Raw genomic sequence first — 23392 nt, 5'->3', positions numbered from 1 at the left:
ATCGCGGTACGATCGATCGCCTGCCTGTCGACATCACCCTCACGAGAGAGCCCGCATGATCACGATTCGCCCGATGACCGACGACGATTTCCCGCATTTCTGGCCGACCTACCGCGCCATCGTCGCTGCTCAGGAAACCTATGCATTCGATGCCGAACCGACGCAGGAAGCGGCGCGCGCGCTGTGGCTCGACGCGCCGCTTTGCACGTGGGTCGCCGAAGAGGACGGCGTCGTGCTCGGCTCGTACTACCTGAAGGCGAACGGGGCGGGGCCCTGCAATCACGTGAGCAACTGCGGCTACATGGTGAGCGAGGCCGCGCGCGGGCGCGGCGTCGCGCGCTTGATGTGCGAACACTCGCAGCAGGTCGCGCGCGAGCGCGGCTTCCTCGCGATGCAGTTCAACTCGGTGGTCGCGACGAACGAGGTTGCGGTGGCGCTGTGGCAGAAGCTGGGATTCGAGATCGTCGGCCGGCTGCCGCGCGCATACCGTCATGCGCGGCTCGGCTTCGTCGATTGCCTCGTGATGTTCAAGTGGCTCGGCGACACGCCTGCCGCCGAAGCCTGAGCCCGCAGCCGCTCCGTCAGACGGCGAATGCGCCGTCGAACACGATCCGCTCGTCGAGCGCGAGCGTGCCGCGCGCGAAGATCAGGTCGAGGTGGTGGCTGCCGTTTTCACCGCCGCCGAGCCCGAGGTGCAGGCCCGGATGGCGTTCCTCGAATCCCGCGTTGCGGCCGTACAGCCCGCGGATGCCGAGGTTCGTGCCGATGCCGAACTCCTCGATCCGCCGGTGATTCGCGTGCCGGTCGAGATAGGTCGTGAAATCGCGCCGGAAGCCGGCATCGTCGGTGTCGAAATCGACGATCGTGCTGTTTTCGACGTGCAGCGTCGCGAGCCGCTCGGCCACCTTGTACTTGATCGCGAACGGCACGGTGCCGAGAAACGTGCCGCTGAACACGACCGAGCCGTTGAGGTCGGTCACGTGGGTTGCGATCTCGCCGGGCACGACGTCGAGGTTGCCCATTCCATCCACGCTCGTCCATTTCTGGTTCGGCGCGAGCGAGCCCGTGAGCGTGTTGCCGGCTTCGTCGATGAAGCGGATCTGCGACGCGCGTGCGGCCGCGTCGATCAGCCGGCCGTTGCGTGCGGCGATGTCGTCGAGCGATTCGGCGAATGCCTCGTCGAGATGCGGGCCGTAATCCTTGAACAGTACCGACTTGCCCCAGTGCTCGACGATCGCGGGGCGGATCGCGGCGAGGAACGGCGGGCCGCTCGGCGACGGGGTCGGCAGGCACGACGAGTCGTACAGCAGCACGAACAGGTCGGCTTCGTTGAGTGCGGCGGCGATATCGGCGGGCGAGGTGCTTTCGAGGCAGAGGGTCGTGGCGTCGAGCGATTCGGGCAGGGCGGAAAACGCGCGCAACGCGATGTCGCGGTTGCGGGTGTCATGGCCGACCAGCAGTTTTCCCGATTCGCCGCGTGCCAGCTTGTCGCGCAGCGCGGGGTGGAAGCCGAGCGCGCGGTGCAGGTTCAGCATGCGTATCTCCGGAAGCGGCGGAAGGGCCGTGGCCCTTCCGCGAGAACGGTTGGCCCGCTCAGACCGGCCAGAGCGCGGTGCCGAACGGCACCACGGCGTCCTCGACCATCATGTCGACGGCCTCGGGGTGCGTGTCTTCCTGCATCCAGTCAAGCAATTCGATTTGCTGGGTTTCCTGCATGTCAATTCTCCTGTGATGAACATGAGTGATTCAACATGAAAGCGCGGCATGAATATTGCCGTTCCTTGTTCGACATTTTGTGAATACCGGACAAGTGGCGTCGATATTAATCTGACGAATTTACGAATGCAATGCATTGCAAGGTTTTTAGCCGAAGCGTGCTAAACATGCGGAATTTTCCGCACATCGCGCGACGTATGCGAATAAAACGGATTGCACGTGACATGGATTTTTTATCGAATATCGGTGACCCGGCCGATTGGCTGATTAACGCGATTTTTAAATCATGAATCCAATTGCGTCGATCGTTTCAATATTTGTCGATCACGGGCGATGCATGCGTCGCGGGGCCGTTGCCGGCTTCAGCCCAACAGGGCCTTGCCGAGCGGCTTGACCGGTTCGGACCGGAGTACGAGTGAAGTCGTGACCGCGCCGAAGCGGGCAATCGCGTCGATGATGGTTTCGAGCTGGCCGGGCGTCGGCACGAGCACCTTCAGCAAGAAGCAATCCTCGCCGGTCATCCGGTGAATCTCGATGACGTGCGGCATCTCGGCGAACGCACTCAACGCGGGCTTGATGTGTTCGTGCGTCGTGCGCAGCCGGATGATGGCCATCATCCCCAACCCGAGCGCGGCCGGATCGATCCGCGCGGTGTAGCCGGCGATGATGCCGCGCTCCTCCAGGCGCTTGACGCGCTCCGACGTTGCCGGCTGTGACAGCCCGATGCGCCGGCCGACTTCGGACAGCGGCGTGCGCGCATTCTCCTGCAACGCTTCGATGATCGAAATATCCAGGCGATCCAGTTCTCCGTCGGGCATCTCGGTATTCCTGTTCCGTTAATTCATCGGAATTCTGTCTCAATATCCGATGACTTGCCATTCCGTGTGGAAGCCTGGCCGGTCAGACTGGGGCCGTCATGTTCATGGAGGCGGGAATGGATCGAAGCATCGTCATCGTGCCGGGGATCGGCAACTCGGGCGCGGATCACTGGCAGACCCACTGGGAAGCGGCGTTGCCGCACGCCACGCGCATTGCGCCGGCCTCGTGGGACACGCCCGACGTGACGGACTGGATCGGGGCGCTCGATGCGGCCGTCGCGGCGGCCGGGGCGCCGCCGATCGTGGTGTGTCATTCCCTCGGGTGTTTGTTGTTCGCGCATTGGCGCGCGGCTGCAACGCGCCCGGTGCACGGCGCGTTTCTCGTGGCGGTGCCCGATCCGCAGGGGCCGTGTTTTCCGGTCGAGGCACAGGCGTTCGCAGGCGTGCCCGCCGGGGATTTCGGCGGCCGGCCGGTGGTGGCGATCGCGAGTTCGGACGATCCGTATGATCCGTCGGGGCGAGCGATCGCATGGGCGGCGGCGCGCGGCGCGAAGCCGTTGGCGCTCGGCGCACGCGGCCATTTGAACGCGGCTTCGGGGTTGGCGCAGTGGAGCGAGGGGCGGGCGCTTTTCACCGCCTTTTCCGCCGGACTGGGCGCGTAGCGCCTGTCCCGCATCCGCGGTCTCCGGCCTTCGGGCGCCGCATGGTGTCCCGGCGGCCGGCGCCCGCCGGGCGTGAGGCCGCTCAAGTATCATGGGCCGATCGGCGCACCGGTTCCGGCAATCGGGATCGACGCCCGCCACCACCACACCGATTCCGTATCGGCCATGCCACGCCACGCCGCGTCGTCGTTGCGGGCCTGAGGCCCGTACCGGATTCGAACCACGATGGAGACACCGCGATGCGCGCAGCGCCGCAACCGGAGCGTGCCGGCCCTTCGCAGCCGGGCGCCGGCGCAACCGATCCCGGCCGCATGGCCGCATGGCGGCTCGCGATCTGCCTGTCGCTCGGCAGCGCTATCGCGCTCGGCCTCGCGCGCTTTTCGTATGCCCTGCTGCTGCCGCCGATGAAGGCCGATCTCGGCTGGACATTCGCGCAGGCCGGCGCGCTGAACACGGCGAACGCCGCCGGCTACCTGATCGGCGCGCTTGCGTTTCCGTTGCTGTCGCGGCGCTGGCGCGCGGGGCCGCTGCTGGCGGCCGGTTGCGTACTGACCGCGGTGCTGATGGCCGCATGCGGGCTCACGTCCGGCATGCACATGCTGCTCGTGCAGCGGCTCGCAACGGGTGTCGGCAGCGCGCTGATCTTCATCAGCGGCGGCGTGCTGGCCGCGCGGCTCGCCTCCGCGTCGCCGCGCGATGCGGGGCTGCTGCTCGGCCTCTATTACGGCGGCACGGGATGGGGCATCGTCGCGTCGTCGCTGCTCGTGCCCGTCACGCTCACGCATGGTATCCACGGCTGGCAGCCGGCGTGGTTCGCACTCGCGGCTGCGTGCGCGCTGTTTGCGGCGGTGGCCGTGTCGGCCGCAAACCGCATCGAGCGTGTGCATGCGGCGCCGGCCGGGCCGCGCGACGGCGCGGCATCGGCCGCGACCGCGAGCCCCGCACGCTTCTCGCTCGCACTGGCCGGCTACGGCCTGTTCGGCGTCGGCTATATCGGCTACATGACGTTCATCGTCGCGCTGCTGCGCGGTGCGGGCATGAGCGGCACGGTGGTGTCGGCGTTCTACGTGATGCTGGGCGTCGCGACCGTCGTGTCGGCGCGGCTGTGGTCGGGGCTGCTCGACCGGATGCGCGGCGGCCAGGCGCTTGCGGTGCTCAATGCGCTGCTCGGCGTCGCGACGCTGATGCCCGCGATGTTCGTGCATCCGGCCGTCGCGTTCGCATCGGGCGTGCTGTTCGGCGCGACGTTCCTGTCGGCGGTCGCAGCGACGACGGCCTTCGTGCGGCACAACCTGCCGCCCGACGGCTGGGCGAAGGGGATCAGCGCGTTCACGACGGTCTTCGCATTCGGCCAGATCGCCGGGCCGGTCGCGATCGGCTGGGTGTCGGACAGCGCGGGGCTCGCGCGCGGGCTCGTGTACTCGGCGTTGACGCTGTTCGCGGGTGCCGCGCTCGCGGCCGGGCAGCGTGCGCTGCGGACGCCCGCGTAGTCACGCGGACGTCACCGCACGCACGCGGTGCGCGACACGCGATGAAACGCGCGGCTGAAATAGATGAGGCTGTCGCCGTCGTCGCGCACGCGGATCGACGTCGCCTCGATGAACATCACCGAATGCGAGCCGACTTCCTTCATCTCGGCGATCGTGCCCTGCAGGCTCGCGAGCGCGTCGCGCAGCACCGGCACGTCCTCTTCGCCCTGATCCCACACGGGCAGGTCGAAGCGCCGCTCCATCGGCAGGTCGGTGAGCCCCGCGAAATGCCGCGCGAGCTGTTCGTGCTCGGCCGGCAGCACGTTGATGCAGACATGGCGGTTGCGCTCGAAGGTCGCGTGCATCGCGCTCGACCGGTTCATGCAGACGAGCAGCGTAGGCGGCGTGTCGGTGACGGAACACACGGCGCTCGCGGTGATCCCGCAGCGGCCGTGCGGCCCGGCGGTGGTGATCACGTTGACGGCCGCGCCGAGGTGGGCCATCGCCTGGCGGAAGGCCTTCTGCGCATCGGTCGGTTCGACGCGCGCCGGTCGCTGGATATCGGTCGTGGAAGACATGGGCGCTCCTGGTTGGACGAAAGCGGCGAACGTGCCGCGCTGCCGGTGCAGCGCCGGATCGCCGACGATGACCCAAGCGTACGTCGCGAAAATGCGGCCGACCATTCGCACGATTGACGATGGAGATGGCGTTCCCGCCAACGCGTCTAAAGGTTCTACCTAGATGCGCGCCGCGTCGTGCAAAAAAAACCGCGATTGTGCATTCATGCAGCCCGTGAAGGGGTTTTCAGCGGGTTTTCGGCTCGTTATGATGTGCCGCACACCCCAGCGAACGACGCGCGCGACACGCCGGCAACCGGCCCCTCGCGCAGCGCGTGCGATACCCATACCGATATTCAGCGAGACACCCGCGATGACGTCACCCGCACCGATCGTATACATCGTCGACGACGACAGCGGCATGCGGACGTCGCTCGCGTGGTTGCTCGAATCGGTCGGCATCGCGTCCGAAGGATTCGCGAACGCCGCCGACTTTCTCGCACGCTTCGACGTGAACCTGCCCGCCTGCCTCGTGCTCGACGTGCGGATGCCCGAGAAAAGCGGCTTCGACGTACAGGCCGAACTGAATGCGCGCGGCGCGACGCTGCCGGTGATCTTCGTCAGCGGGCACGGCGATATTCCGATGTCGGTGCGCGCGCTGCAGAACGGCGCGATCGATTTCGTCGAGAAGCCGTACAACTCGCAGCAGATGCTCGAACGGGTGCAGCGTGCGCTGCGGCTCGCGCAGCAGCGGCATGCGGTGAGCCAGCGCCACCGCGAGCTGCGCCAGCGGCTCGATGCGCTGACCGCGCGCGAAAAGGAAGTGCTGCGCGGCGTCGTGGGCGGCAAGGGCAGCAAGCAGATCGCGTCGGACCTGTCGATCAGCGTGAAGACCGTCGACGTGCATCGTGCGAGCATCAAGGAGAAGCTCGGCGCGACGTCGATCGCCGCGCTCGTGCGCGACGTGATGGTCGTGTGGGGCGACGACGGGGAGTCGTCGCGATAGGGGCCGGCGCGTTCAGCGCATGTACAGCCCGCCGTTGATGTCCCAGCACGCACCGTTCGCAAAATGCGCGTCGCCCGACGCGAGCAGCACGGCGGCATCCGCGACGAAGCCGGCCGACCCGAGCTTGCCGCCCGGCAGGCTCGCCAGCACCTGACGCAGTTTTTCCGGCGCGACGCTTTCGTACACGATCGGCAGGTCGAGCGGGCCCGGCGAGATCGCGTTGACGGTCACACCCTGCGCGGCGAGGTCGCGTGCGAACACCTTGGTCAGCGTCAGCGTGCCGCCTTTCGCGGCCGCGTAGTGCGCGCCCGTGGCCGAGCCGCCGTTCTGCCCGGCGAGCGACGCGATGTTGACGATGCGGCCCGCGCCGCGCTGCGCGAAGTACTGGCCGAACACCTGGCAGCCGAACAGCACGCTGCGCAGGTTCACGTCGATCACCTGGTCGAACTGCTCGGCCGTGATCTCCATCGCCGGCACGACCTTCGATGCGCCCGCGTTGTTGACGAGCACGTCGATCGCGCCCCAGCGTGCGACGAGCGCATCGCGCGCGGCTTCGAAATCGCGTTTCGACGTGACGTCGAGCGGCAGCGCGATCGCGCGTTCGCCGCTCGGGTCGAGTTCGCGTGCATGCGCATGAATCGCATCGGCCGCGATATCGGCCAGTGCGACGCGGTAGCCGGCTGCATGGAAGCGTTCGGCGATGACGGCGCCGAGCCCGCGCGCGGCGCCGGTGACGAGGACGACTCGATCTGACATGGTGCGTAGTTCCCTGGTTCGCGGGCGCACGCCGGTGGAGGCCGCGCCCGCATCGTGATTCATGCGGCGAGTGCCGCTTCGAAGTGCGCGGCGATCGCGCAAACCTGCTCGTCCGCGCCCTTGCGCCCGACGATCTGCAGGCCGGCCTTCAGCGGCGAACCGGAGAGCGGCAGCGGCAGGCTGAGCGCCGGATGGCCGCTCAGGTTGAACGGCCGGATCAGCGACGACATCGCAATGACCGATACGCCGTCGCGCGCCTGCTGCAGCGTGATCGGCAGCGCGGGCAGCGTCGGCAGCACCAGCACGTCCGCGTGGTCGAGTGCGGCGTCGACCTGCGCGGTGAAGCGTGCGCGCACGGCTTCGGCTTCCGCGCGTGCGGCCGGTGTCGTCATCGCGGCCGTGCGCAGTCGCGCATCGAGATCGGCGCCGAGCTGGCCGGTGTCGACCAGATGGCCGAACGCACGCGACGTTTCCGCATTGATGACGGTAAGTCCGGCCGCAAACGAGGCCGGCATGTCGTCGAGCACGACCTGGTGCGACCGCAGGCCCGACGCGCGGACGGCCGCGTCGAGTGCGGCGGCGATCGCAGGATCGGCTTCGACGGCGATTTGCGCAATCGTGCAGCCTGCCACCGAGGCCGTCGCCCGCGCACGATCGAAGCCCGGCGCGATCGCGGCCATCACCGCGACGAGCGTGCGGATGTCGCGTGCGAACGGCCCGACGCAATCGAGCGTCGTGTCGGCGGGCGCGACGCCGCGCCGCGACACGCGGCCGAACGTCGGCTTCAGCCCGGCCACGCCGCAGCATGCGGCCGGCCCGCGAATCGAGCCGCCGGTATCGGTGCCGAGCGCCGCATCGACGGTGCCGAGCCCGACGAGCGACGCGGAGCCGCTCGACGAGCCGCCCGGGATGCGCGTCGCATCTTGCGGGTTGACGGGCGTGCCCGTGTAGTCGTTGATGCCCGTCATGCCGAACGCGAGTTCATGCATGTTCGCCTTGCCGGCGATCTGCCAGCCGGCGTCGAGCAACAGGCGGACCACATCGGCGTGTTGTGCGGCCGGCGGCGCATCGGCGAGCGCGCGGCTTGCGGCGCGGGTCGGATGGCCCGCGATGTCGATCGTGTCCTTGATCGCGATCGTGGGGCCGGGGCCGCCGAGCGTGAAGGTGTCGATGAAGCCTGTCATGGTCGGTATCGTGCGAAAGCAGAAGGAAGCATCAGGACCGTGGCGCGGCGGCGAGCGGCCACGGGCCGTCGAGCACGCGCTCGGTGCGGAAATGGCGGATCAGCCACGCGGAGCCGCTGGCGGCCGGCGCGAAATCGATGGTCAGCCGCGCGGCGATCAGCTCGGCCGAGCCGTCTGCATAGCGCGACGCCTGCAGCATGATCCAGCGGCCGCGCGCGCCCGCGTGGCCGGCGCCGATCTCGATCGATTCCGACGTCAGGAAGTGCAGGTTCGCCGAGAAGTGCGGATCGGGCGGCAGGTAGCGGCCCAGCATCGCGACGATCGCAGCCGTGCCTTCGAGGCGGCCGAACTTTTGCGCGTACTGCGGGCCGATGCCTTCCCACACGGCGTCGGCGGTGAACAGTTCGGCGAGCGACGGACCGTCGCCCGCGTCCTCGGGCACGTCGCACAGCGCCATGTAGCGCGTGATCGTCGTGCGCACCGCGCGCTCGGCGTCGAGTGCCGCCACGCGTTGCGCGAGCGCGTCGATCGAAGCGGGTGACAGGTCGGTCATCGCGCGCCTCACGCCGCGGGCTTCGCGGCCGGCGGCACGGTCAGCGCGCGGCCGACGCGTGCCTCGATCTTGCCGTAGCGCCACAGGTTGTATTCGCCGACGGGCGTCGTGCGGTACAGGTTGCACACGGCGACCGTCGTGTCGAAATCGGCGACGTCGGCCATGATGTAGAACGTCCACGGCGCGCCGTCGGCCTGGCCGACCACGAGGCGGTCGTCGTCCATCACGCCGAGCACGCGCACGCCGGGCATCGCTTCGACGGCCGCGAGCATCGCGCCGTACGCCTGCCACACCTCGCCGATCTTCTCGCGCGGCAGGTCGAAGAAGTTCTGCGACACGCCGCAGCAGAACAGGACGCGCAGCGGCAGCGGATTCGAATCGGACATATCGGGTTCTCCAGAGGAATCGGTGGGGCGCATGAGCCGGCCGGCGACGGCGCTTCGGCTTCAGTCTCGTGCGCGTTAAAAAAACGTCGGTCGACGCAGGTTACAGATAGCCGGGAAACGGCGTGACGCCGGTGAACACCGCGCCGGCGCCGTCGAAGTTGCCTTCGCCGAGAAACGCGTGCTGCGTGACGACCATCGCGTCGCGCAGCAGCCGCTGCAGCGGATGCGTGCGATAGATCGCCGCCGTGCCGCCGAGGCGGTACGCGCGTTCGACGACGCTTGCGCCTTCGCGGGCGATCTGCGTGGCCGCGAGCCGCAGCAGGCTGACCTGGTCGGGCGTCACCGGGTTGCCCGCGAGGATCGATTGCCACACGGTGTCGGTTGCGTCGTAGAAGAACGCGCGTGCCGAGCGCAGTTGTGCCTCCGCTTTCGCGAGCTCGATGCGGTAGTACGCGCGATCGGCGAGACGCGGCGCGCCGGTCGTCGTCTGTCGGCCGCCGGACATCCGGTTCACGACATCGAGCGCGGCGCGCGCGAGGCCGAGGTTGACGACGGCCAGCACCTGCGCGGCATACGCAACGGTCGGGTAGCGGTACAGCGGCTCGTCGACGGTCGGTTCGCCGCCGCGCACGAAGGTCCAGGCTTCGGGCACGAAGCGGTCGTTCACGCGCAGGTCGTGGCTGCCGGTGCCCTGCATGCCGACCACGCTCCAGTTCTCGACGATCTCGACGTCGGCTGCGCGGAACACGGCCGTGCGCGGCTTGTTCGGCGCGGCGTCCTGCGTGCCCGGCACGGCGATGCCGACGCCGAGCCAGTCGGCACCCTTGCAGCCGCTCGCGAATTTCCACGTGCCGTTCACGCGCCAGCCGCCCGGCGCGGCCTGCGCCGGCTGCACCGGGAACAGGCCGCCCGCGAACACCTGGTCGGGGCCGCTCGCGTACAGCTCGGCCTGGGTCTCGAGCGGCAGCGCGGCGAGATAGACGTTCGCGGAGCCGAAGCTCGCGACCCATGCCGCCGAGCCGTCGGCCGTTGCAATCCGTTCGATCATGTCGAGGAACGCGGTCGGCGCGAGCGCATCGCCGCCGAAGCGGCGCGGCGTGCCCGCGCGATAGATGCCGGCCTGCTTGAACAGCGCGATCACGTCGCGCGGCACGTGCGACAGGCGGTCGAATTCCTCGCGGCGCGCGGCGACGGTTTCGATCACCGCGTCGAGCGGCGACAACGGCGCGGCCGCGGCGCCTGCCACGGGCGGAGAGGTCGGCGCGGGTTCGATGGCGAGGGCGGCTTGCGGCATGGTTGTCTCCTGGGCGGATAAGGGTTCGAATGCGGGGCGGCATGCGTGCTTGTCGGGTTTCGGATGAGCAGCACGACGATGCAACCAGTCTAGAAACGCCGAAAACACGCAGCAATTGGTGCGTTGGGCCGCGCGACTGGTGACGTTCCGTGCCGGCCTAAAGAAATCTTCAGATGCGATCGGCGCGCGCCGGTGCTATGTTGGGTTTCCGGCCGCGCGATGCCGCGCGCCTTCATCCGAATCCGATCATGAGTTTCCCCGACGAAGACGATTTCCACCGGCTGCTCGACGCGCTGACGACCTGCGTGCTGCTGCACGATGCGCATACCAGGGCGATCGTGTGGGCGAATCGCGCCGCGTGCATCGCGCTCGGCTTTTCCGTCGAGGAGCTGCTGCCGCTGAAGGCGCCGGACATGACGCGGCCCGAGCCGAAGTACCGGCGCGAGATTGCGGTAAGCGCATGGGATCGCGCGCTCGTCGACGGGCCGCAGGTGTACGAATGGTGCTATCGGTCGCGCACGGGCGTCGACATGCTGTCCGAGGCCACCGCGACCTACGTGCCGCTGCGCGGGCGCGACGTCGTGATGGTGCAGTTCCGCGACATCAGCGCGGAAGAGGCGGTCCGCCAGCAACTGCGCCGCTACGAGGCGCGGCTGCGCGAATTCATGCAGGATCTCGACGAAGGCATCGCGGTCGTGACGCCGCATGGCGGCGTGCAGTTCATCAGCGAATCCGGCCGCCGCGTGCTCGGGCTCGCGCCCGACGAGGCGCTCGGCGAGGTGCTGGACTACTGCTCCGAGGTCGATCGCGACCGCCTCGTCGCGCAGTTGCGCGACGCGCCGTCGGCGTACCCGTCCGCGCCGCAGCGCTACCGGATCGTGCGGCGCGACGGCTCGCCCTGCTGGCTGCGGATCCTGTGCCGGCAGGTCGAGATCGAAGGCGATCTCGACGGGCTGCTCGTGCAGTTTCGCGACGTGAGCGACGAGGTCGCGATCGAGGACGCGCGGCGTGCGGAGGCGCGGATGCTCGAATACGCGGGGCGCTACAACGCGATGGGCGAGATGGCGAGCGTGATCGCGCACGAGCTGAGCCAGCCGCTCGCGGCCGTGCGCAATTTCATCGAAGGCGCGGTGCGGCGGCTGAACGGCAACGGCGCCGTCGACGACGCGATCTGGGGGCTGCGCAGCGCCGACCGGCAGGCCGAGCATGCGGCGCTGATCATCAAGAGCGTGCGCGAATTCATCGTGAAGCGCGAGCCGGTCGTCGCGATGGCCGACCTGCGCGACATCCTTTCCGATGTCGCGTACTTCATCGAGCTGCGCGCGAAGGAAGCCGGCGTGACGGTCACGATCGTGCAGGCCGACACACCGTTGCCGATCCGCTGCGAACGCGTGCTGATCGGGCAGGTGATCCTGAATCTCGCGTTCAATGCGATCGAGGCGTTCGCCAGCTGCGAGCGCCTGCCGCGCACGCTGACGCTCGGTACGGCCAACCTCGCCGGCCATGCCGAGCTGCGTGCGATCGACAACGGTCCGGGTATTGCAGACGACGCGCACGACCGGCTGTTCGACGGCTTCTCGTCGTCGAAGGCCGGCGGCAACGGAATCGGGTTGTCGCTGTGCAAGAGCATCGTCACGCGCCACGGTGGGCGGATCGCGGCGAGCCCGGCCGACGGCGGCGGGCTCGACTGCCGCGTGACGTTGCCGCTCGCCGGCGCGCACGCGTAGCCGCTGCGTCGTGTCACGGCCGGGCAGCGACGCGCGGCGCACGATCAGCGCCCCAGCGCCCGCGCGGTCTGGCCGCCGATGCCGAAGTCGGTGTTCGGAATGTCCTTGATGATCACGCGCGTGGCCTGCAGCGGCGCGTCGAGCACGTTCGCACCCGCGTCGGACAGCGCGGCGATCAGCGCGCGTTTCTGCGCGTCGGTGCGCCCGGCGATCAGGATCGCGACGATCACCGGCAGCGACGGCGGCGCGCCGTCCGCCGCGCTGCGGCCGCCGAGGCCGATATGCGTCGCCGGCAGTTCGGTGAGCAGCACGCGCACGGATTCGACCGGTGCGCCGATCGCGTCGACGGTCGCACCGGTCAGCCGGGCGATCAGTTCGGCCTTGCGGGCGTCGTCATGGCCGGCCGGCAGGAAAACTTCGAGTGTGGGCATGGTGGTCCGGAAAGGTGAAGGTTGCCGGCTCACCTTTGCGTTTGCATCGGCGAACCGGCCCCGGCTTACAGCAGGAAGCCGATCGCGCTGAGCGCTTCGGTCGAATCGATCAGGCGCACGACCTTCCCGGCGATCCGCATCTCGCCTTCGGCGTCGACGTGCAGCTTGTGCGTGACGTCGGCCGCGAACAGCGTCGCGACGCCGCGCTTGTACGCGACGACGACCTGCGCCGATTTCAGCTCGACGGTGTCGGCGCTGCCGCTTTCCAGCGTGAAGCGCGAGACGGTGCGCACCGTGCGCGCCGCGTCGGTCGCCGATGCCGAGTAGCCGGACACCATCCGCTGCACGCGCTTCTCGCGCATGTCCTGGTCGTCGAACACGTAGTTCAGCGTCGCCGCGAAATCGGTCGTGTCGGGATCGATCGGCACCACGTAGTGGCCGGCCGGATCCCACAGGTCGAGCCACGCGCGGTAGTCGCGGCGGTCGAGCATCTCGGCTTCGCGCCACACGAATTCGACCGCGCGGGCGAAGGTCTGCTCGGAAAAGAGGGCGTTGCGGTCGTCCATTACTGTTGCTCCATCATCTTGCGCCATTGCTGGTAGGCCTCGCGCATGCCGGTCTCGTCGGTCGCATGCGCGGTCTTTTCGCCGTTCGCGGCGGTCGTCTCGCGGTTCAGCCCGCGATTCACGAGGATCGGCACGTCGGGGCCCGCATGCGCGCCGCGCTGCACGCGCTCCCATGCTTCCGCGTCGTCGGGGCTGCCGAAGCCGAACGGGCCCTGGAAGTGCTCGTGGATGCGCAGCCGCTCGCGGTTCGCTTCGTCGGGGCCGCCGTCCATCGCGAGCGCGACGTGGCGGATCTCGGTTTCGTTCGCGGCGATCGGCCGCAGCACGCGGAAGAACGCCATCGACAGCGCGAGGTTCGGGAACAGGTTCAGGTTGAAGCCGACGCCCATCAGCGAGCGCACGATGCGGCGCACTTCTTCCGGCGCATGGCGCTCGGCGAGCTTCGCCGCGAGCGGCGCGAAGCGCTCGGGCAGCGGTGCGCCGTCGTCTTCGTCGAGGTCGATCAGCTCGGGCATCAGCACCGCGAGGCTGTGGCCATTGCCGAGGCCGCGGCAGAACGCGTCCTCGCTCGTCATGAAGCTCGTGATCGCGGCGGCCGTCTCGTCGTCGATCGACTTCATCCACGACTTGTGCACGACCGGGAAGTGGTAGAGGTCGGTGGTGTTCTCGAGCTGGATCTTCCAGTTGCCCTTGAACTTGAACTTGTGTTCGCCGTTCGCCTTGATCGGGTAGCCGGCGCCCTGTTTCATGAACAGGTCGATCCACGGCTTCGCGCCGCCGAGGAAATCCTCGAGCGGTTCGATGTCGTCGTTGAAGCTCGCGAAGATCAGCCCCTGGTACACGCCGACGCGCAGCTTCACGAGCGGCAGGTCGCCTTTCTCGCACACGCCTTCGTAGCCGTCGCCGTACGGCAGCGCGCGCAGCGTGCCGTCGAGCGCGTACGACCAGCTGTGATACGGGCACGTGAAGCCCTTCGCGTTGCCCTTGTGCGATTCGCACACGGTCGCGCCGCGATGGCGGCAGCGGTTCTGCAGCACGTTGATCTCGCCGGTCTTGTCGCGCACGACGATCACCGGCTGGCGGCCGATCGTCGTCGTGATGAAGTCGCCGGGGTTCGGCAGCTCGCTCTCGTGCGCGACCCAGATCCAGGTGCGGTAGAAGATGCGGTCGAGCTCGGCTTCGAACAGCGCGGGATCGTGATACATCGCGGGCGCGATGCGGTCGGGCTGTGCGAGACCGTGCAGCGCACTGGTGTCGATCGTCTGGTAGGAAATGTCGCTCATCGTCGTCGTGGGGGAAAGAGTCGCGAGAAAGTGCAAGGCCCGGTCGGGCGGACCTCGCAGGGATAGCGGGACCAGTTTCGCCGTCGCGTTTCCATCCGTCAAATTGATCTAAAAAAGGCAATCAAATAAGCCGGATGGATAATTAGACGGGCGATTCGCGGCATGGCGCGTCCATGCATGCGATTCATGGGCGCCATTTTTGGCGGGAATTTGACCGCATCGGGCTGCGCTCTTATCGTGGTTCGGACGCAGTGAAAAGATTCGATCGCGAGCCTGCCGCCCGATGCCTAACAGGCAGGACAACTGAACTTATTTCCGACTCCCATGAACTCACCAGCGCCCCTGTCAGCGGTTTCGTTGCCCGTTTCCCGCAGCACGAGTTCGGTCCGACGCGCGGTCACGACCGCCGTGCTCGGGCAGGCACTCGAATGGTACGACTTCTTCCTGTACGGGACGGCCGCCGCGTTGCTGTTCGGCAAGCTGTTCTTTCCGGTCGGCAGCGATCCGCTGACCGGCACGATCGCGGCGTTCGGCGGCTTCACGGTCGGCTTCATCGCGCGCCCGATCGGCGGGCTGCTGTGCGGGCACATCGGCGATCGCTACGGGCGCAAGACCGTGATGATGCTGACGATGTTGACGATGGGCGCGGCGACGGTCGGGATGGGGCTGTTGCCGACCTATCGCGAGATCGGCGTCGCCGCGCCGGTCGCGCTCGTCCTGCTGCGCGTGTTGCAGGGGCTTGCCGCTGGCGGCGAGTGGAGCGGCAGCATCCTGCTGATCCACGAGAACGCGCCGGCCGACCGGCGCGGCGCGCTCGCCGCGTGGAGCCCGTGCGGCGCGGCGTTCGGCTTCGTGCTGTCGACGGCCGCGTTCCTGCTCGTGCAGCAGTTGCCGACGGCCGACATCGAGCGCTGGGGCTGGCGCATCCCGTTCCTGGCGAGCATCGTGCTGGTCGGGTTCGGCCTGTGGATGCGCCGCTCGATCGGCGAAAGCGCGGAATTTGCCGAAGCGCGCTCGACGCAGAAGGCCAGCGCGTCGCCGCTCGTCGACGTGCTGCGCGAATGCCCGCGCGAAGTGCTGACCGTGTTCGGGCTGCGCTTCGGCGAAGGCGCGGTGTCGTACCTGTTCTTCGCGTTCTCGCTCGCATACGGCAGGTTCATCGGCCTCGACGCGTCGTGGCTGCTGAGCGGGCTCGTGATCTCGATGCTGCTGATGATTCCGGTGACGCTGCTCGCGGGGCGCCTGACCGACCGGGTCGGCCGCAAGCCCGTCTACCTGCTCGGTGCCGTCGCTGTCGTGCTGATCGCGTATCCGTATTTCACGCTGCTGCAGTCGGGCCGCTTCTCGTACGTGATCGTCGCGCTGATCCTGGCCAACAGCGTCGCGATCGGCATCCTCGAAGGCGCGCAGCCGGCGTTCATCAGCGAGCTGCTGCCGGTGCACCTGCGGTTCTCGGGGCTCGGCATCGGCCGCGAGATCGCGTCGGTGCTCGGCGGCGGGCTGTCGCCGGTGATCGCGACCGCGCTGCTGGCGCACTACCGCAGCGCGACGCCGATCGTCATCTATCTCGTGATCCTCGGCGCGATCACGATCGTCGCGACCTGCGTCGCGCCGGAAACCCATCCGAAGGCGGCGCGCGATGCGGCCCGATCACGCTGACCATCGCACCGTCTTTGCTTCAGACCCTTCGCCCTTTCAGGACCTCACCATGCAAGCCCATTCCGCCATCCGTGCCGTTGCGCCCGACGCGCCCGTGCCGCCGCAACCGGCCGACCGGTCGCCGTTGTCCCTCGACGCGGTGATCGCCGAAGTCGAACGCCGGCGCGACGAATTCGACCGTTTGTCGCACGTGCCGCGCGACGTGATCGCGATGATGAAGCGCGCGGGCATCTTCCGCGCCGGCACGCCGGCGTGCTTCGGCGGCGATGCGCTGCCGCCGCACGTGTTCCTCGCGATGCTCGAACGGATCGCGATCGCCGACGGGTCGGCCGCGTGGGTCGCGGCGTTCGGTTCGGCCAATACCTATCTCGCCGCGCTGCCGCTCGACACGCAGCGCACGATCTATGCGGACGGCCCCGACCAGGTGTTCGCGGGCGGGCTCTACCCGCTGCAGCCGGCGCGGCGCGTGCCGGGCGGCTACTGCGTGACGGGCCGCTGGCGCTTCGCGAGCGGCTGCAAGGGCGCGGACTGGATCGGCGTCGGCATCGGCGGTGCGCCCGCCGACGGCGGCGCGCCGGGCAAGCCGTTCACGGCCGTGTTTCGCGCCGGGGACGTCGAGATCGTCGAGAACTGGCGCGTGGTCGGCATGCAGGGCACCGGCAGTCACGATCTCGCGCTGGACGACCGGTTCGTCGACGAAGCGTGGACGTTCGTGCGCGGCGGCGAGCCGCTCGTCGACGAGCCGCTGTACCGCTATCCGGCGGTTGCGTACCAGGCGCAGGTGCATGCGGCCGTGAACGTCGGCATCGCGCGGGCCGCGCTGGACCTGCTCACCGCGATGTCGGGCGCGACGAAGACGACCACCGGCGCGCCGCGCCTCGCCGATCGTCCGTACTACCGCGAAGGGCTCGCGAAGGCCGAGGCCGACTGGCGCAGCGCGCGGGCGTTTTTCTACGAGACGGCGGAAGCCGCATGGGCCTCGCTGGCCGCCGGCCGGCCGGTGTCGCCGCAGCAGGCGAACCTGCTGCGCCTGAGCGCGACGCATGCCGCGCAGGTGTGCGCGAAGGTCGTGATGCAGGCATACCAGCTTGCCGGCACGGCCGCGATCTATCGCGAGAACCGGCTCCAGCAGCTGGTGCGCGATTCGATCGTGGTCACGCAGCACGCGTTTCTCGGCGAGGCGACCTACGACGGCTCCGGCGCCGTGTTCGCCGGCATCGCCCCCGTCACGCCGTACCCGTGATCGGCGCCATGCCGACTCTTCGCAGCAGGAGAACGAGATGAACGATGCAACGATCCACCACGACGTCCGCCAGGATTTCCGCGAGGCGATGTCGCGCCTGCCGGCCGGCGTCAACGTCATCACCACCGACGGCGAACACGGCCGCTGGGGCATTACCGCGAGCGCGGTCTGTTCGGTGACCGACACGCCGCCGACGATGCTGGTGTGCATCAACCGCGGCAGCCGCGCGCACGACATCATGCGCGGCAACGGGCGCGTCGCGATCAACCTGCTGCCGTCCGCGTGCCAGGAAGTCGCGAGGACGTTCGCCGGCATGACGCCGGCGCCGGGCGACGCGCGCTTCGACGACACGCGCTGGCGGGACGGGAAAACCGGCGTGCCGGTGCTGGCCGACGCGAACGTCAGCCTCGAAGGGCGGATCATCGACAGCAAGTCGGTCGGCTCGCATTCGGTGATGTTCGTCGAGGTCGATCACATCGCGCTGCATGCGGCCGCCGACGGGCTGATCTACTTCGGCCGCGCGTTCCACCGGCTCGCGCATCCGCTGGCCGTGCAGGCGGGGTGACGGATGGAGGTCTGCCTGTTCCTGATGGTCGATCGCCACGACGATGCCGGTGCCGACGGCCCGCTGCCCGGCGTCGACGATGCGGTGGCGGCACTGCGCGCGACGCCCGGGTTGAAGCGGCTGGCCGTGCATCGCCCCGTCGCGCTGGCCGCCGACCGTGCCGATCCCGTGGCGCGCCCGCCATCGCCCGCATGCGTGCTGCAAGCTTATTTCGCCGATCTCGGCACGCTCGAGGCGATGCTCGCGCCGACGGGCGCCGCCTGCGCCTGCGTGAGGCGATGGCAGGCGGCGGGGCGACGCATCGCGCAGCAGGCGATGGCCGTGCGCAGGATTCCGCTGGCCGGCCCGGGCGCGGCCACGCAAAGCTGCACCTACCTCGTCAGCTACGAAGGCGAGGCCGAGGATCCGAACGCGTGGCTGTCGCATTACCTCGATCGTCATCCGCCGCTGATGGCGCAATTGCCGGGCATCCGCGCGATCGAGATCTATACGCGCGTCGATTACCGGAGTGCGCTACCAGCGCTGCGCGCGGATGCGATGCAGCGCAACAAGGTCGTGTTCGACGATGCCGATGCACTCGCGCACGCGCTGGCGTCGCCGGTTCGCCTGCTGATGCGCAGGGATTTCGACGCGCTGCCGCCGTTTTCGGGCGCGACGCCGCATTTCCCGATGGCCAGCGAAAGTTTTGAGATAACATCGGCCGAGTAGTCTGCGCCGCGTCGCGCGACCGCTTGCCGGCCGTGTCGACGCGCCCCCGCCGCGACGTGCGAGCGCCATGACCAAATCCCATCCGGTCGTCACCGACCTCAACCTGTTGCGGGTGTTTCTCGCGATTTCGGAACTGCGCAGCCTGACCGCGGCCGGCGAGCGTCTCGGGCTCACGCAGCCGGCCGTCAGTCACGCGCTGCGGCGCCTGCGCAATCTCTTCGACGATCCGCTGTTCGTGCGCACGCCCGCCGGCATGGCGCCGACCGACGCGGCGCGCCAGCTGCACGGCCCGCTGACGCGCGCATTCGGGATCATCGACCTTGCCGTGCAGCAGGTCGCGCATTTCGATCCGGCCACCGCCAGCCGCACGTTCCGCCTGTCGATGTCCGACATGTCGGAGTTCTATTTCCTGCCGCCGTTGCTGGCGAAGCTCGCGGAAACCGCGCCGGGCGTTCGCGTCGACATCGCGAGCGCGGCGGTCGACGCGGTCGGCGCCGCGATGCGCAGCGGCGAGATCGATCTCGCGCTCGGCTACGTGCCCGATCCGGGCCCCGGCTGCGTGAGCGAGACGCTGTTCTCGGACGAGCACGTCTGCATGGTGCGGGCGGGCCATCCGCTGCGCAAGCGTGCGCCGACGCAGGAAGACCTGGCCGCGCTGCGCTACATCTACGCGAGCAGCAATGCGACCGGCCACCGGATGGTCGAGAAGTGGCTCGACGAACTGCACGTCGAGCGCACCGTCGTGTTGCGGCTGCCGCATTTCATCGTCGCGCCGGAGATCGTGCAGCACACCGACCTCGCGATCCTCTTCCCGCGCAGCGTGGCCGAGCGTTTCAATCGCGGCCGCGCGTTCCGGATCTTTCCGCTGCCGTTCGTGCTGCCGCCGATCGAGATCCAGATGCACACGCACGTGCAGTTCGCGGCGGACCCGGGCATCACGTGGCTGCGCGGCGTGATCCACGAGATGTTCCATCGGCCGGAAGCCTGACGGCGATTTCGCACGTACCCGCGTAATAATCCGCTGCACTGATTTAGAATGCGTTCACGCATCAATTGGACGAATAGTGGAGGCGGTCATGACGTCGGTCGATCATCTCGATCTGAACCTGTTGCGCGTATTCCAGGCGATCGTCGAGGAACGCAGCCTGACGAAGGCCGGCGAACGGCTCGCGCTGTCGCAGCCGGCCGTCAGCTATTCGCTCGGCCGGCTGCGCACGCTGTTCGACGATCCGCTGTTCGTGCGCACGCGCGCGGGCATGCAGCCGACGCCGGTCGCGCTCGAGCTTGCGGGCATCGTCGGCAAGGCGCTCGACATGGTGCGTGTGGCGCTGCGCTACGCCGAGCGCTTCGATCCGGCCACGAGCACGCGCACGTTCCGGGTGTCGCTGTCGGATGCGGGCGAGATGGCGTACCTGCCGGCGATCTGCCAGGCGCTGCGCGAGCGTGCGCCGCGCGTGACGCTGAGCGTGCAGCCGCTGCCGGTGGAGGAGATCGAGGAAGCGCTGCGCGCGAGCCGGCTGGATTTCGCGATCGGCAACCTGCCGGAGCTGATGCCGCGCACGCGCCACCAGGTGCTGTTCGAGGAAACCTACGTGTGCATGACGGGCCGGCGGCGCGGGCTGCCGACCGGCGCCGCGCTGAGTCTCGAGCAGTTCGTGCGCGCCGCGCACGTCAACGTGAAATCGGTCGAGCACAGCCATCACGCGCTCGACGATGCGTTGCGCGCACAGGGCGTGGGCCGCAACATCGCGCTCGAAGTGCCGCACTTCGTCGCGCTGCCGAGCGTGCTGTCGGTCACCGATCTCTATGCGACGCTGCCGAAGCGGCTCGCGCAGATCCTGAACCGCGACAACGCGTTCCGTCTCTACGACCTGCCTGTCACGCTGCCGCCCGCACCGGTGACGATGCACTGGCACGAGCACTTCCACGAGGACGAGGGCAACGCGTGGATGCGTGCGCTGCTCGCCGAGATCGTCGAGCGTTTCGACGACGCGTGACGGCGGCCGGCGCGTGCCGGATGCGTCAGAGATCGAGCACCAGCACCGCCGAGCGCGCCCGCGACACGCAGCAGCAGATCACCGTATTGCTCGCGCGTTCGGCCTTGCTGAGGCAATGGTCGCGATGATCGGGCTCGCCGTCGATGACGGGCACCATGCAGGTGCCGCACACCCCTTCGCCGCACGACGTATCGACTTCGATGCCGATGCGCGCGAGCGCGTCGACGATCGACGTGTCGGGCGTCACGCGCACCGATTGCCCGCTGCGCTGCAGCCGGACCTCGAAGCCGTCGGCCGCACCGGTGCCGGCTTCGGCCTTTGCATCGGTGGCGACGGGTTCCGCAGCAAACCGTTCGAGATGGATCGAATCGTCGGGCACGCGCGTTGCCGCCGCTGCGACGACCGCATCCATGAACGGCCCCGGGCCGCACGTATAGACATGCGCGTGCGCATCGATCGATTCGACGCAGCGGCCCAGTTCGACCGCGAGCCCGTCGGGCTCGATACCGTAGTGGAACGTCACGTGCGACGCGAACGGCTCGGCCGACAGTTCGTCGACGAACGCCGCGTGCTCGCGGCTGCGTGCGAAGTAGTGCAGTTGATAGCGCGCGCCGCGCTTGTGCAGCGCATACGCCATCGACAGCAGCGGCGTGATGCCGATGCCGGCCGCGATCAGCACGTGCTCGCTCGCGTCATCCGTCAGACGAAACAGGTTGCGCGGCGTGCCGATCGACAGCTCGGCGCCGACCGCCACATCGTCGTGCAGTGAACGCGAGCCGCCGCGCGACTGCGCTTCCTTCTTCACCGCGAACAGGTAGCTGCCGCGCTCGCCGGGGTTGCCGCACAGCGAGTATTGCCGCGTGATGCCGGACGGCGCGGTGACGTCGATATGCGCGCCCGGCTCGTACGCATCGAACGGCTGGCCGTCGACGCGCGAAACCCGGAAACAGCGGATGTCCTGCGCCGCGTCGATCAGCGCGTCGATCCGGACCTGGTGGCGGTTCGCTTGCATGGGAAATTCCGTGGGGTAGAAGGAAAGCGGCGCGGCAGACACCGCGCCGTCATGCAACCGAGAATAGGGATGGGCATCACATAAATCAAATCGATTAAAAAGCGATGCCTTAATCAGTGGGATGGATGATGGTCCGGCGACAGGCCGTGCTCAGCGTGCGGCGATCGCGTCGCGCGCATCGCCCGCCAGCGGTGCCGCTGGCGATGCGTGACCGCGTTCGCGATCGAGGCTGCGGCGATAGTGCCGGCAGCCGGCGGCGAGCAGCAGCGCGGCGAGCGTGGCCGCCGCGACGTTGACGATCGACATCGAATGGCCGACCGCGGCCGGTGCGCCGAACACGCGATCGGTGAACAGCGCGACGACGGTCGTGCCGATCCCGAGTGCGATCAGGTTCGATACGAGCAGGAACAGCGCGGAGATCTGCGCGCGCATCTGGTTCGGCGCGAGCGTCTGCATCGCGGCGGTCGACGTCGGCATCGGGAACGACGCGAAGAACATCGCGACGACCAGCGTCGCGAGCGACGCCGGCAGGCTGTCGAGCTGCGTGAACAGCGTCGCGGGAATCACCATGCACGCGGCGCCGATCGCGCCGGCGCGCATCGGCGCATCGGCGCGGCCGCGCCGCAGCAGCCAGTCGTTGAGCCAACCGCCGCAGAATACGCCGGCCGTGTTCGCGACCAGCAATACGATGCCGAGCGTGTAGCCGGCTTCGACGGCCGTCATCCCGAAGCGGCGGATATAGAACGCGGGCGTCCAGCTCAGCAGGCAGTACAGCGTCATCGCGTAGAACGAGAAGCCGAGGTAGTGGCACGAGAAGGTCGAGCGATGCGTGCCGACGAAGCGCAGCGAATCGCGCATCGATACGCGCCGCACGGCGCCCGAGCGATCCTGCGCGAGCCCCTTGCGCTGCGGGTCGCGCACCGTCGCGGCGAACAGCAGCGCGACGAGGATCCCCGGCAGCCCGACGATCAGGAACGTGACCTGCCACGCGTGCACCTGCCCGACGACCGGCAGCGTGAACGCGCTCGCATGCTTGAGCAGCGCGATCACGTAGCCGCCGATCAGGAACGCGACGCCGCCGCCGATGAACGAGCCGAGCGAATACACGGCAATCGCGCGCCCGAGCTTCTCCTTCGGGAAGTAGTCGGCGAGCATCGAATACGCGCCGGGCGACAGCGCGGCCTCGCCGACACCCACCCCCATCCGCGCGATGAACATCTGCACGAAATGCTGGCTGAGCCCGCACGCGGCCGTCGCGACGCTCCACAGCGCGATGCCGATCGAGATGATGCGCGGGCGGGCGTAGCGGTCGGCGAGATACGCGACGGGCAGCCCCATCACCGCGTAGAACAGCGAGAACGCGAAGCCGTTCAGCAGGCTGAACTGCGTGTCGGACAGGTGCAGGTCGCGCTTGATCGGCTCGATCATCAGCACGAGGACCTGGCGGTCGACGAACGAAAAGACGTACGCGAGCATGCAGATGACGACGACATACCATTCGTACGTGTAGCGCTTGCCGTCGGCAGCGCGGGCCGTGGATGCGGACATGCGGATTCTCCAGGAGCGGGCGGTGGAAGCGCGCGGCATCGGCCCGGCGGGCCGGGCGCCGTCGCGGCGCGAAAGCGTGCGGGTGACACGATCGGAGACGCAGCGTAGTCGGCCAAATTCGGCCGCCATAGCCGGAGTGACAGCGGCGCCACACGGACATTTACCGACCCGGATAAAGAAAACACCGAGGCCGTGCGCGCGCGCCGCCGCGCAGCGCGCGTGCAGCGGGGCGCGCGTGCCTCATGCGGCGCA

25 protein-coding genes are annotated in these 23392 nt (G+C 68.6%); 11 read left to right on the top strand and 14 right to left on the bottom strand.

Features of this window, described 5'->3' with window-relative positions:
- The first annotated feature begins 55 nt into the window (after nucleotides 1–55).
- Entirely contained in the window at nucleotides 56–565 is a 510-nt protein-coding gene (locus AC5LXK_RS28805; RefSeq protein WP_493392042.1) for a GNAT family N-acetyltransferase, read from the top strand.
- 16 nt (nucleotides 566–581) lie between these two features.
- On the opposite strand, the gene AC5LXK_RS28800 is transcribed toward AC5LXK_RS28805, so the two are convergent.
- The 3 genes from AC5LXK_RS28800 to AC5LXK_RS28790 form a co-directional block, all read right to left on the bottom strand.
- Nucleotides 582–1535, bottom strand: coding sequence for a CgnE/CgnB domain-containing protein (locus AC5LXK_RS28800; protein ID WP_493392041.1), 954 nt, complete (start codon nucleotides 1533–1535; stop codon nucleotides 582–584).
- A 58-nt stretch (nucleotides 1536–1593) separates the two neighbouring features.
- Nucleotides 1594–1716, bottom strand: coding sequence for a hypothetical protein (locus tag AC5LXK_RS28795; RefSeq protein ID WP_006479692.1), 123 nt, complete (start codon nucleotides 1714–1716; stop codon nucleotides 1594–1596).
- Nucleotides 1717–2078: 362 nt separating this feature from the next.
- Nucleotides 2079–2534, bottom strand: a complete 456-nt coding sequence (locus AC5LXK_RS28790; RefSeq protein ID WP_493392040.1) for an Lrp/AsnC family transcriptional regulator — start codon at nucleotides 2532–2534, stop codon at nucleotides 2079–2081.
- 116 nt (nucleotides 2535–2650) lie between these two features.
- Between AC5LXK_RS28790 and AC5LXK_RS28785 the strand changes: the two genes are divergently transcribed.
- On the top strand, nucleotides 2651–3196 hold the full coding sequence (locus AC5LXK_RS28785; protein ID WP_493394078.1) for an RBBP9/YdeN family alpha/beta hydrolase: 546 nt from the start codon (nucleotides 2651–2653) through the stop codon (nucleotides 3194–3196).
- Nucleotides 3197–3435: 239 nt separating this feature from the next.
- Nucleotides 3436–4686 carry a YbfB/YjiJ family MFS transporter gene (locus AC5LXK_RS28780; RefSeq protein WP_493392039.1) on the top strand — a complete coding sequence of 417 codons (1251 nt, stop codon included), beginning with the start codon at nucleotides 3436–3438 and terminating at the stop codon, nucleotides 4684–4686.
- An 11-nt stretch (nucleotides 4687–4697) separates the two neighbouring features.
- Here the strand turns inward: AC5LXK_RS28780 and hpaC are convergent, their stop codons facing one another.
- Entirely contained in the window at nucleotides 4698–5243 is a 546-nt protein-coding gene (hpaC, locus tag AC5LXK_RS28775) for a 4-hydroxyphenylacetate 3-monooxygenase, reductase component (RefSeq protein WP_493392038.1), read from the bottom strand.
- 352 nt (nucleotides 5244–5595) lie between these two features.
- Between hpaC and AC5LXK_RS28770 the strand changes: the two genes are divergently transcribed.
- Complete coding sequence (locus AC5LXK_RS28770; protein ID WP_493392037.1) at nucleotides 5596–6228, top strand: response regulator transcription factor; 633 nt, start codon at nucleotides 5596–5598, stop codon at nucleotides 6226–6228.
- A 12-nt stretch (nucleotides 6229–6240) separates the two neighbouring features.
- On the opposite strand, the gene AC5LXK_RS28765 is transcribed toward AC5LXK_RS28770, so the two are convergent.
- The 5 genes from AC5LXK_RS28765 to AC5LXK_RS28745 form a co-directional block, all read right to left on the bottom strand.
- Complete coding sequence (locus AC5LXK_RS28765) at nucleotides 6241–6984, bottom strand: SDR family NAD(P)-dependent oxidoreductase (protein ID WP_493392036.1); 744 nt, start codon at nucleotides 6982–6984, stop codon at nucleotides 6241–6243.
- A 59-nt stretch (nucleotides 6985–7043) separates the two neighbouring features.
- Nucleotides 7044–8168: an amidase gene (locus tag AC5LXK_RS28760; protein WP_493392035.1), complete on the bottom strand. Its 1125-nt coding sequence runs from the start codon at nucleotides 8166–8168 to the stop codon at nucleotides 7044–7046.
- A gap of 31 nt (nucleotides 8169–8199) precedes the next feature.
- Complete coding sequence (locus tag AC5LXK_RS28755; RefSeq protein WP_493392034.1) at nucleotides 8200–8721, bottom strand: nuclear transport factor 2 family protein; 522 nt, start codon at nucleotides 8719–8721, stop codon at nucleotides 8200–8202.
- A gap of 8 nt (nucleotides 8722–8729) precedes the next feature.
- Nucleotides 8730–9107 (bottom strand): hypothetical protein, encoded by a 378-nt coding sequence (locus tag AC5LXK_RS28750; RefSeq protein WP_011356094.1) that lies wholly within the window; start codon nucleotides 9105–9107, stop codon nucleotides 8730–8732.
- Between the two features lie 100 nt (nucleotides 9108–9207).
- Nucleotides 9208–10401 carry an acyl-CoA dehydrogenase family protein gene (locus AC5LXK_RS28745; protein ID WP_493392033.1) on the bottom strand — a complete coding sequence of 398 codons (1194 nt, stop codon included), beginning with the start codon at nucleotides 10399–10401 and terminating at the stop codon, nucleotides 9208–9210.
- A 173-nt stretch (nucleotides 10402–10574) separates the two neighbouring features.
- Between AC5LXK_RS28745 and AC5LXK_RS28740 the strand changes: the two genes are divergently transcribed.
- On the top strand, nucleotides 10575–12128 hold the full coding sequence (locus tag AC5LXK_RS28740) for a sensor histidine kinase (protein ID WP_493392032.1): 1554 nt from the start codon (nucleotides 10575–10577) through the stop codon (nucleotides 12126–12128).
- A gap of 44 nt (nucleotides 12129–12172) precedes the next feature.
- Here AC5LXK_RS28740 and AC5LXK_RS28735 read toward each other — a convergent pair whose 3' ends face one another.
- From AC5LXK_RS28735 to AC5LXK_RS28725, 3 genes are all read right to left on the bottom strand, one after another.
- Entirely contained in the window at nucleotides 12173–12559 is a 387-nt protein-coding gene (locus AC5LXK_RS28735; protein WP_493392031.1) for a tautomerase family protein, read from the bottom strand.
- A gap of 65 nt (nucleotides 12560–12624) precedes the next feature.
- Nucleotides 12625–13125: an aromatic-ring-hydroxylating dioxygenase subunit beta gene (locus AC5LXK_RS28730; protein WP_493392030.1), complete on the bottom strand. Its 501-nt coding sequence runs from the start codon at nucleotides 13123–13125 to the stop codon at nucleotides 12625–12627.
- Complete coding sequence (locus AC5LXK_RS28725; RefSeq protein WP_493392029.1) at nucleotides 13125–14408, bottom strand: aromatic ring-hydroxylating oxygenase subunit alpha; 1284 nt, start codon at nucleotides 14406–14408, stop codon at nucleotides 13125–13127. Before AC5LXK_RS28725 ends, AC5LXK_RS28730 begins: the two co-directional genes overlap by 1 nt.
- Nucleotides 14409–14732: 324 nt before the next feature.
- Here AC5LXK_RS28725 and AC5LXK_RS28720 point away from each other — a divergent pair, with 324 nt between their 5' ends.
- From AC5LXK_RS28720 to AC5LXK_RS28695, 6 genes are all read left to right on the top strand, one after another.
- Nucleotides 14733–16067 carry an MFS transporter gene (locus tag AC5LXK_RS28720; protein ID WP_493392028.1) on the top strand — a complete coding sequence of 445 codons (1335 nt, stop codon included), beginning with the start codon at nucleotides 14733–14735 and terminating at the stop codon, nucleotides 16065–16067.
- A 49-nt stretch (nucleotides 16068–16116) separates the two neighbouring features.
- Nucleotides 16117–17310: an acyl-CoA dehydrogenase family protein gene (locus tag AC5LXK_RS28715; RefSeq protein ID WP_493392027.1), complete on the top strand. Its 1194-nt coding sequence runs from the start codon at nucleotides 16117–16119 to the stop codon at nucleotides 17308–17310.
- Nucleotides 17311–17347: 37 nt separating this feature from the next.
- Nucleotides 17348–17875, top strand: coding sequence for a flavin reductase (locus AC5LXK_RS28710; protein ID WP_493392026.1), 528 nt, complete (start codon nucleotides 17348–17350; stop codon nucleotides 17873–17875).
- Between the two features lie 3 nt (nucleotides 17876–17878).
- On the top strand, nucleotides 17879–18583 hold the full coding sequence (locus tag AC5LXK_RS28705; protein WP_493392025.1) for an ethyl tert-butyl ether degradation protein EthD: 705 nt from the start codon (nucleotides 17879–17881) through the stop codon (nucleotides 18581–18583).
- Between the two features lie 67 nt (nucleotides 18584–18650).
- Entirely contained in the window at nucleotides 18651–19571 is a 921-nt protein-coding gene (locus tag AC5LXK_RS28700; RefSeq protein WP_493392024.1) for a LysR family transcriptional regulator, read from the top strand.
- Nucleotides 19572–19659: 88 nt separating this feature from the next.
- Nucleotides 19660–20580 carry a LysR family transcriptional regulator gene (locus AC5LXK_RS28695; protein WP_493392023.1) on the top strand — a complete coding sequence of 307 codons (921 nt, stop codon included), beginning with the start codon at nucleotides 19660–19662 and terminating at the stop codon, nucleotides 20578–20580.
- A gap of 25 nt (nucleotides 20581–20605) precedes the next feature.
- Here AC5LXK_RS28695 and AC5LXK_RS28690 read toward each other — a convergent pair whose 3' ends face one another.
- Complete coding sequence (locus tag AC5LXK_RS28690) at nucleotides 20606–21592, bottom strand: PDR/VanB family oxidoreductase (RefSeq protein ID WP_493392022.1); 987 nt, start codon at nucleotides 21590–21592, stop codon at nucleotides 20606–20608.
- 150 nt (nucleotides 21593–21742) lie between these two features.
- The gene (locus AC5LXK_RS28685) at nucleotides 21743–23140 is read right to left on the bottom strand and encodes a spinster family MFS transporter (RefSeq protein WP_493392021.1); all 1398 of its coding nucleotides are present in this window, start codon (nucleotides 23138–23140) and stop codon (nucleotides 21743–21745) included.
- Nucleotides 23141–23392 lie beyond the last annotated feature (252 nt).

Source organism: Burkholderia pulmonis, assembly GCF_984667975.1.
Note: the sequence above shows the minus strand (reverse complement) of the source record. Positions and strands in the feature narration are given on the sequence as shown.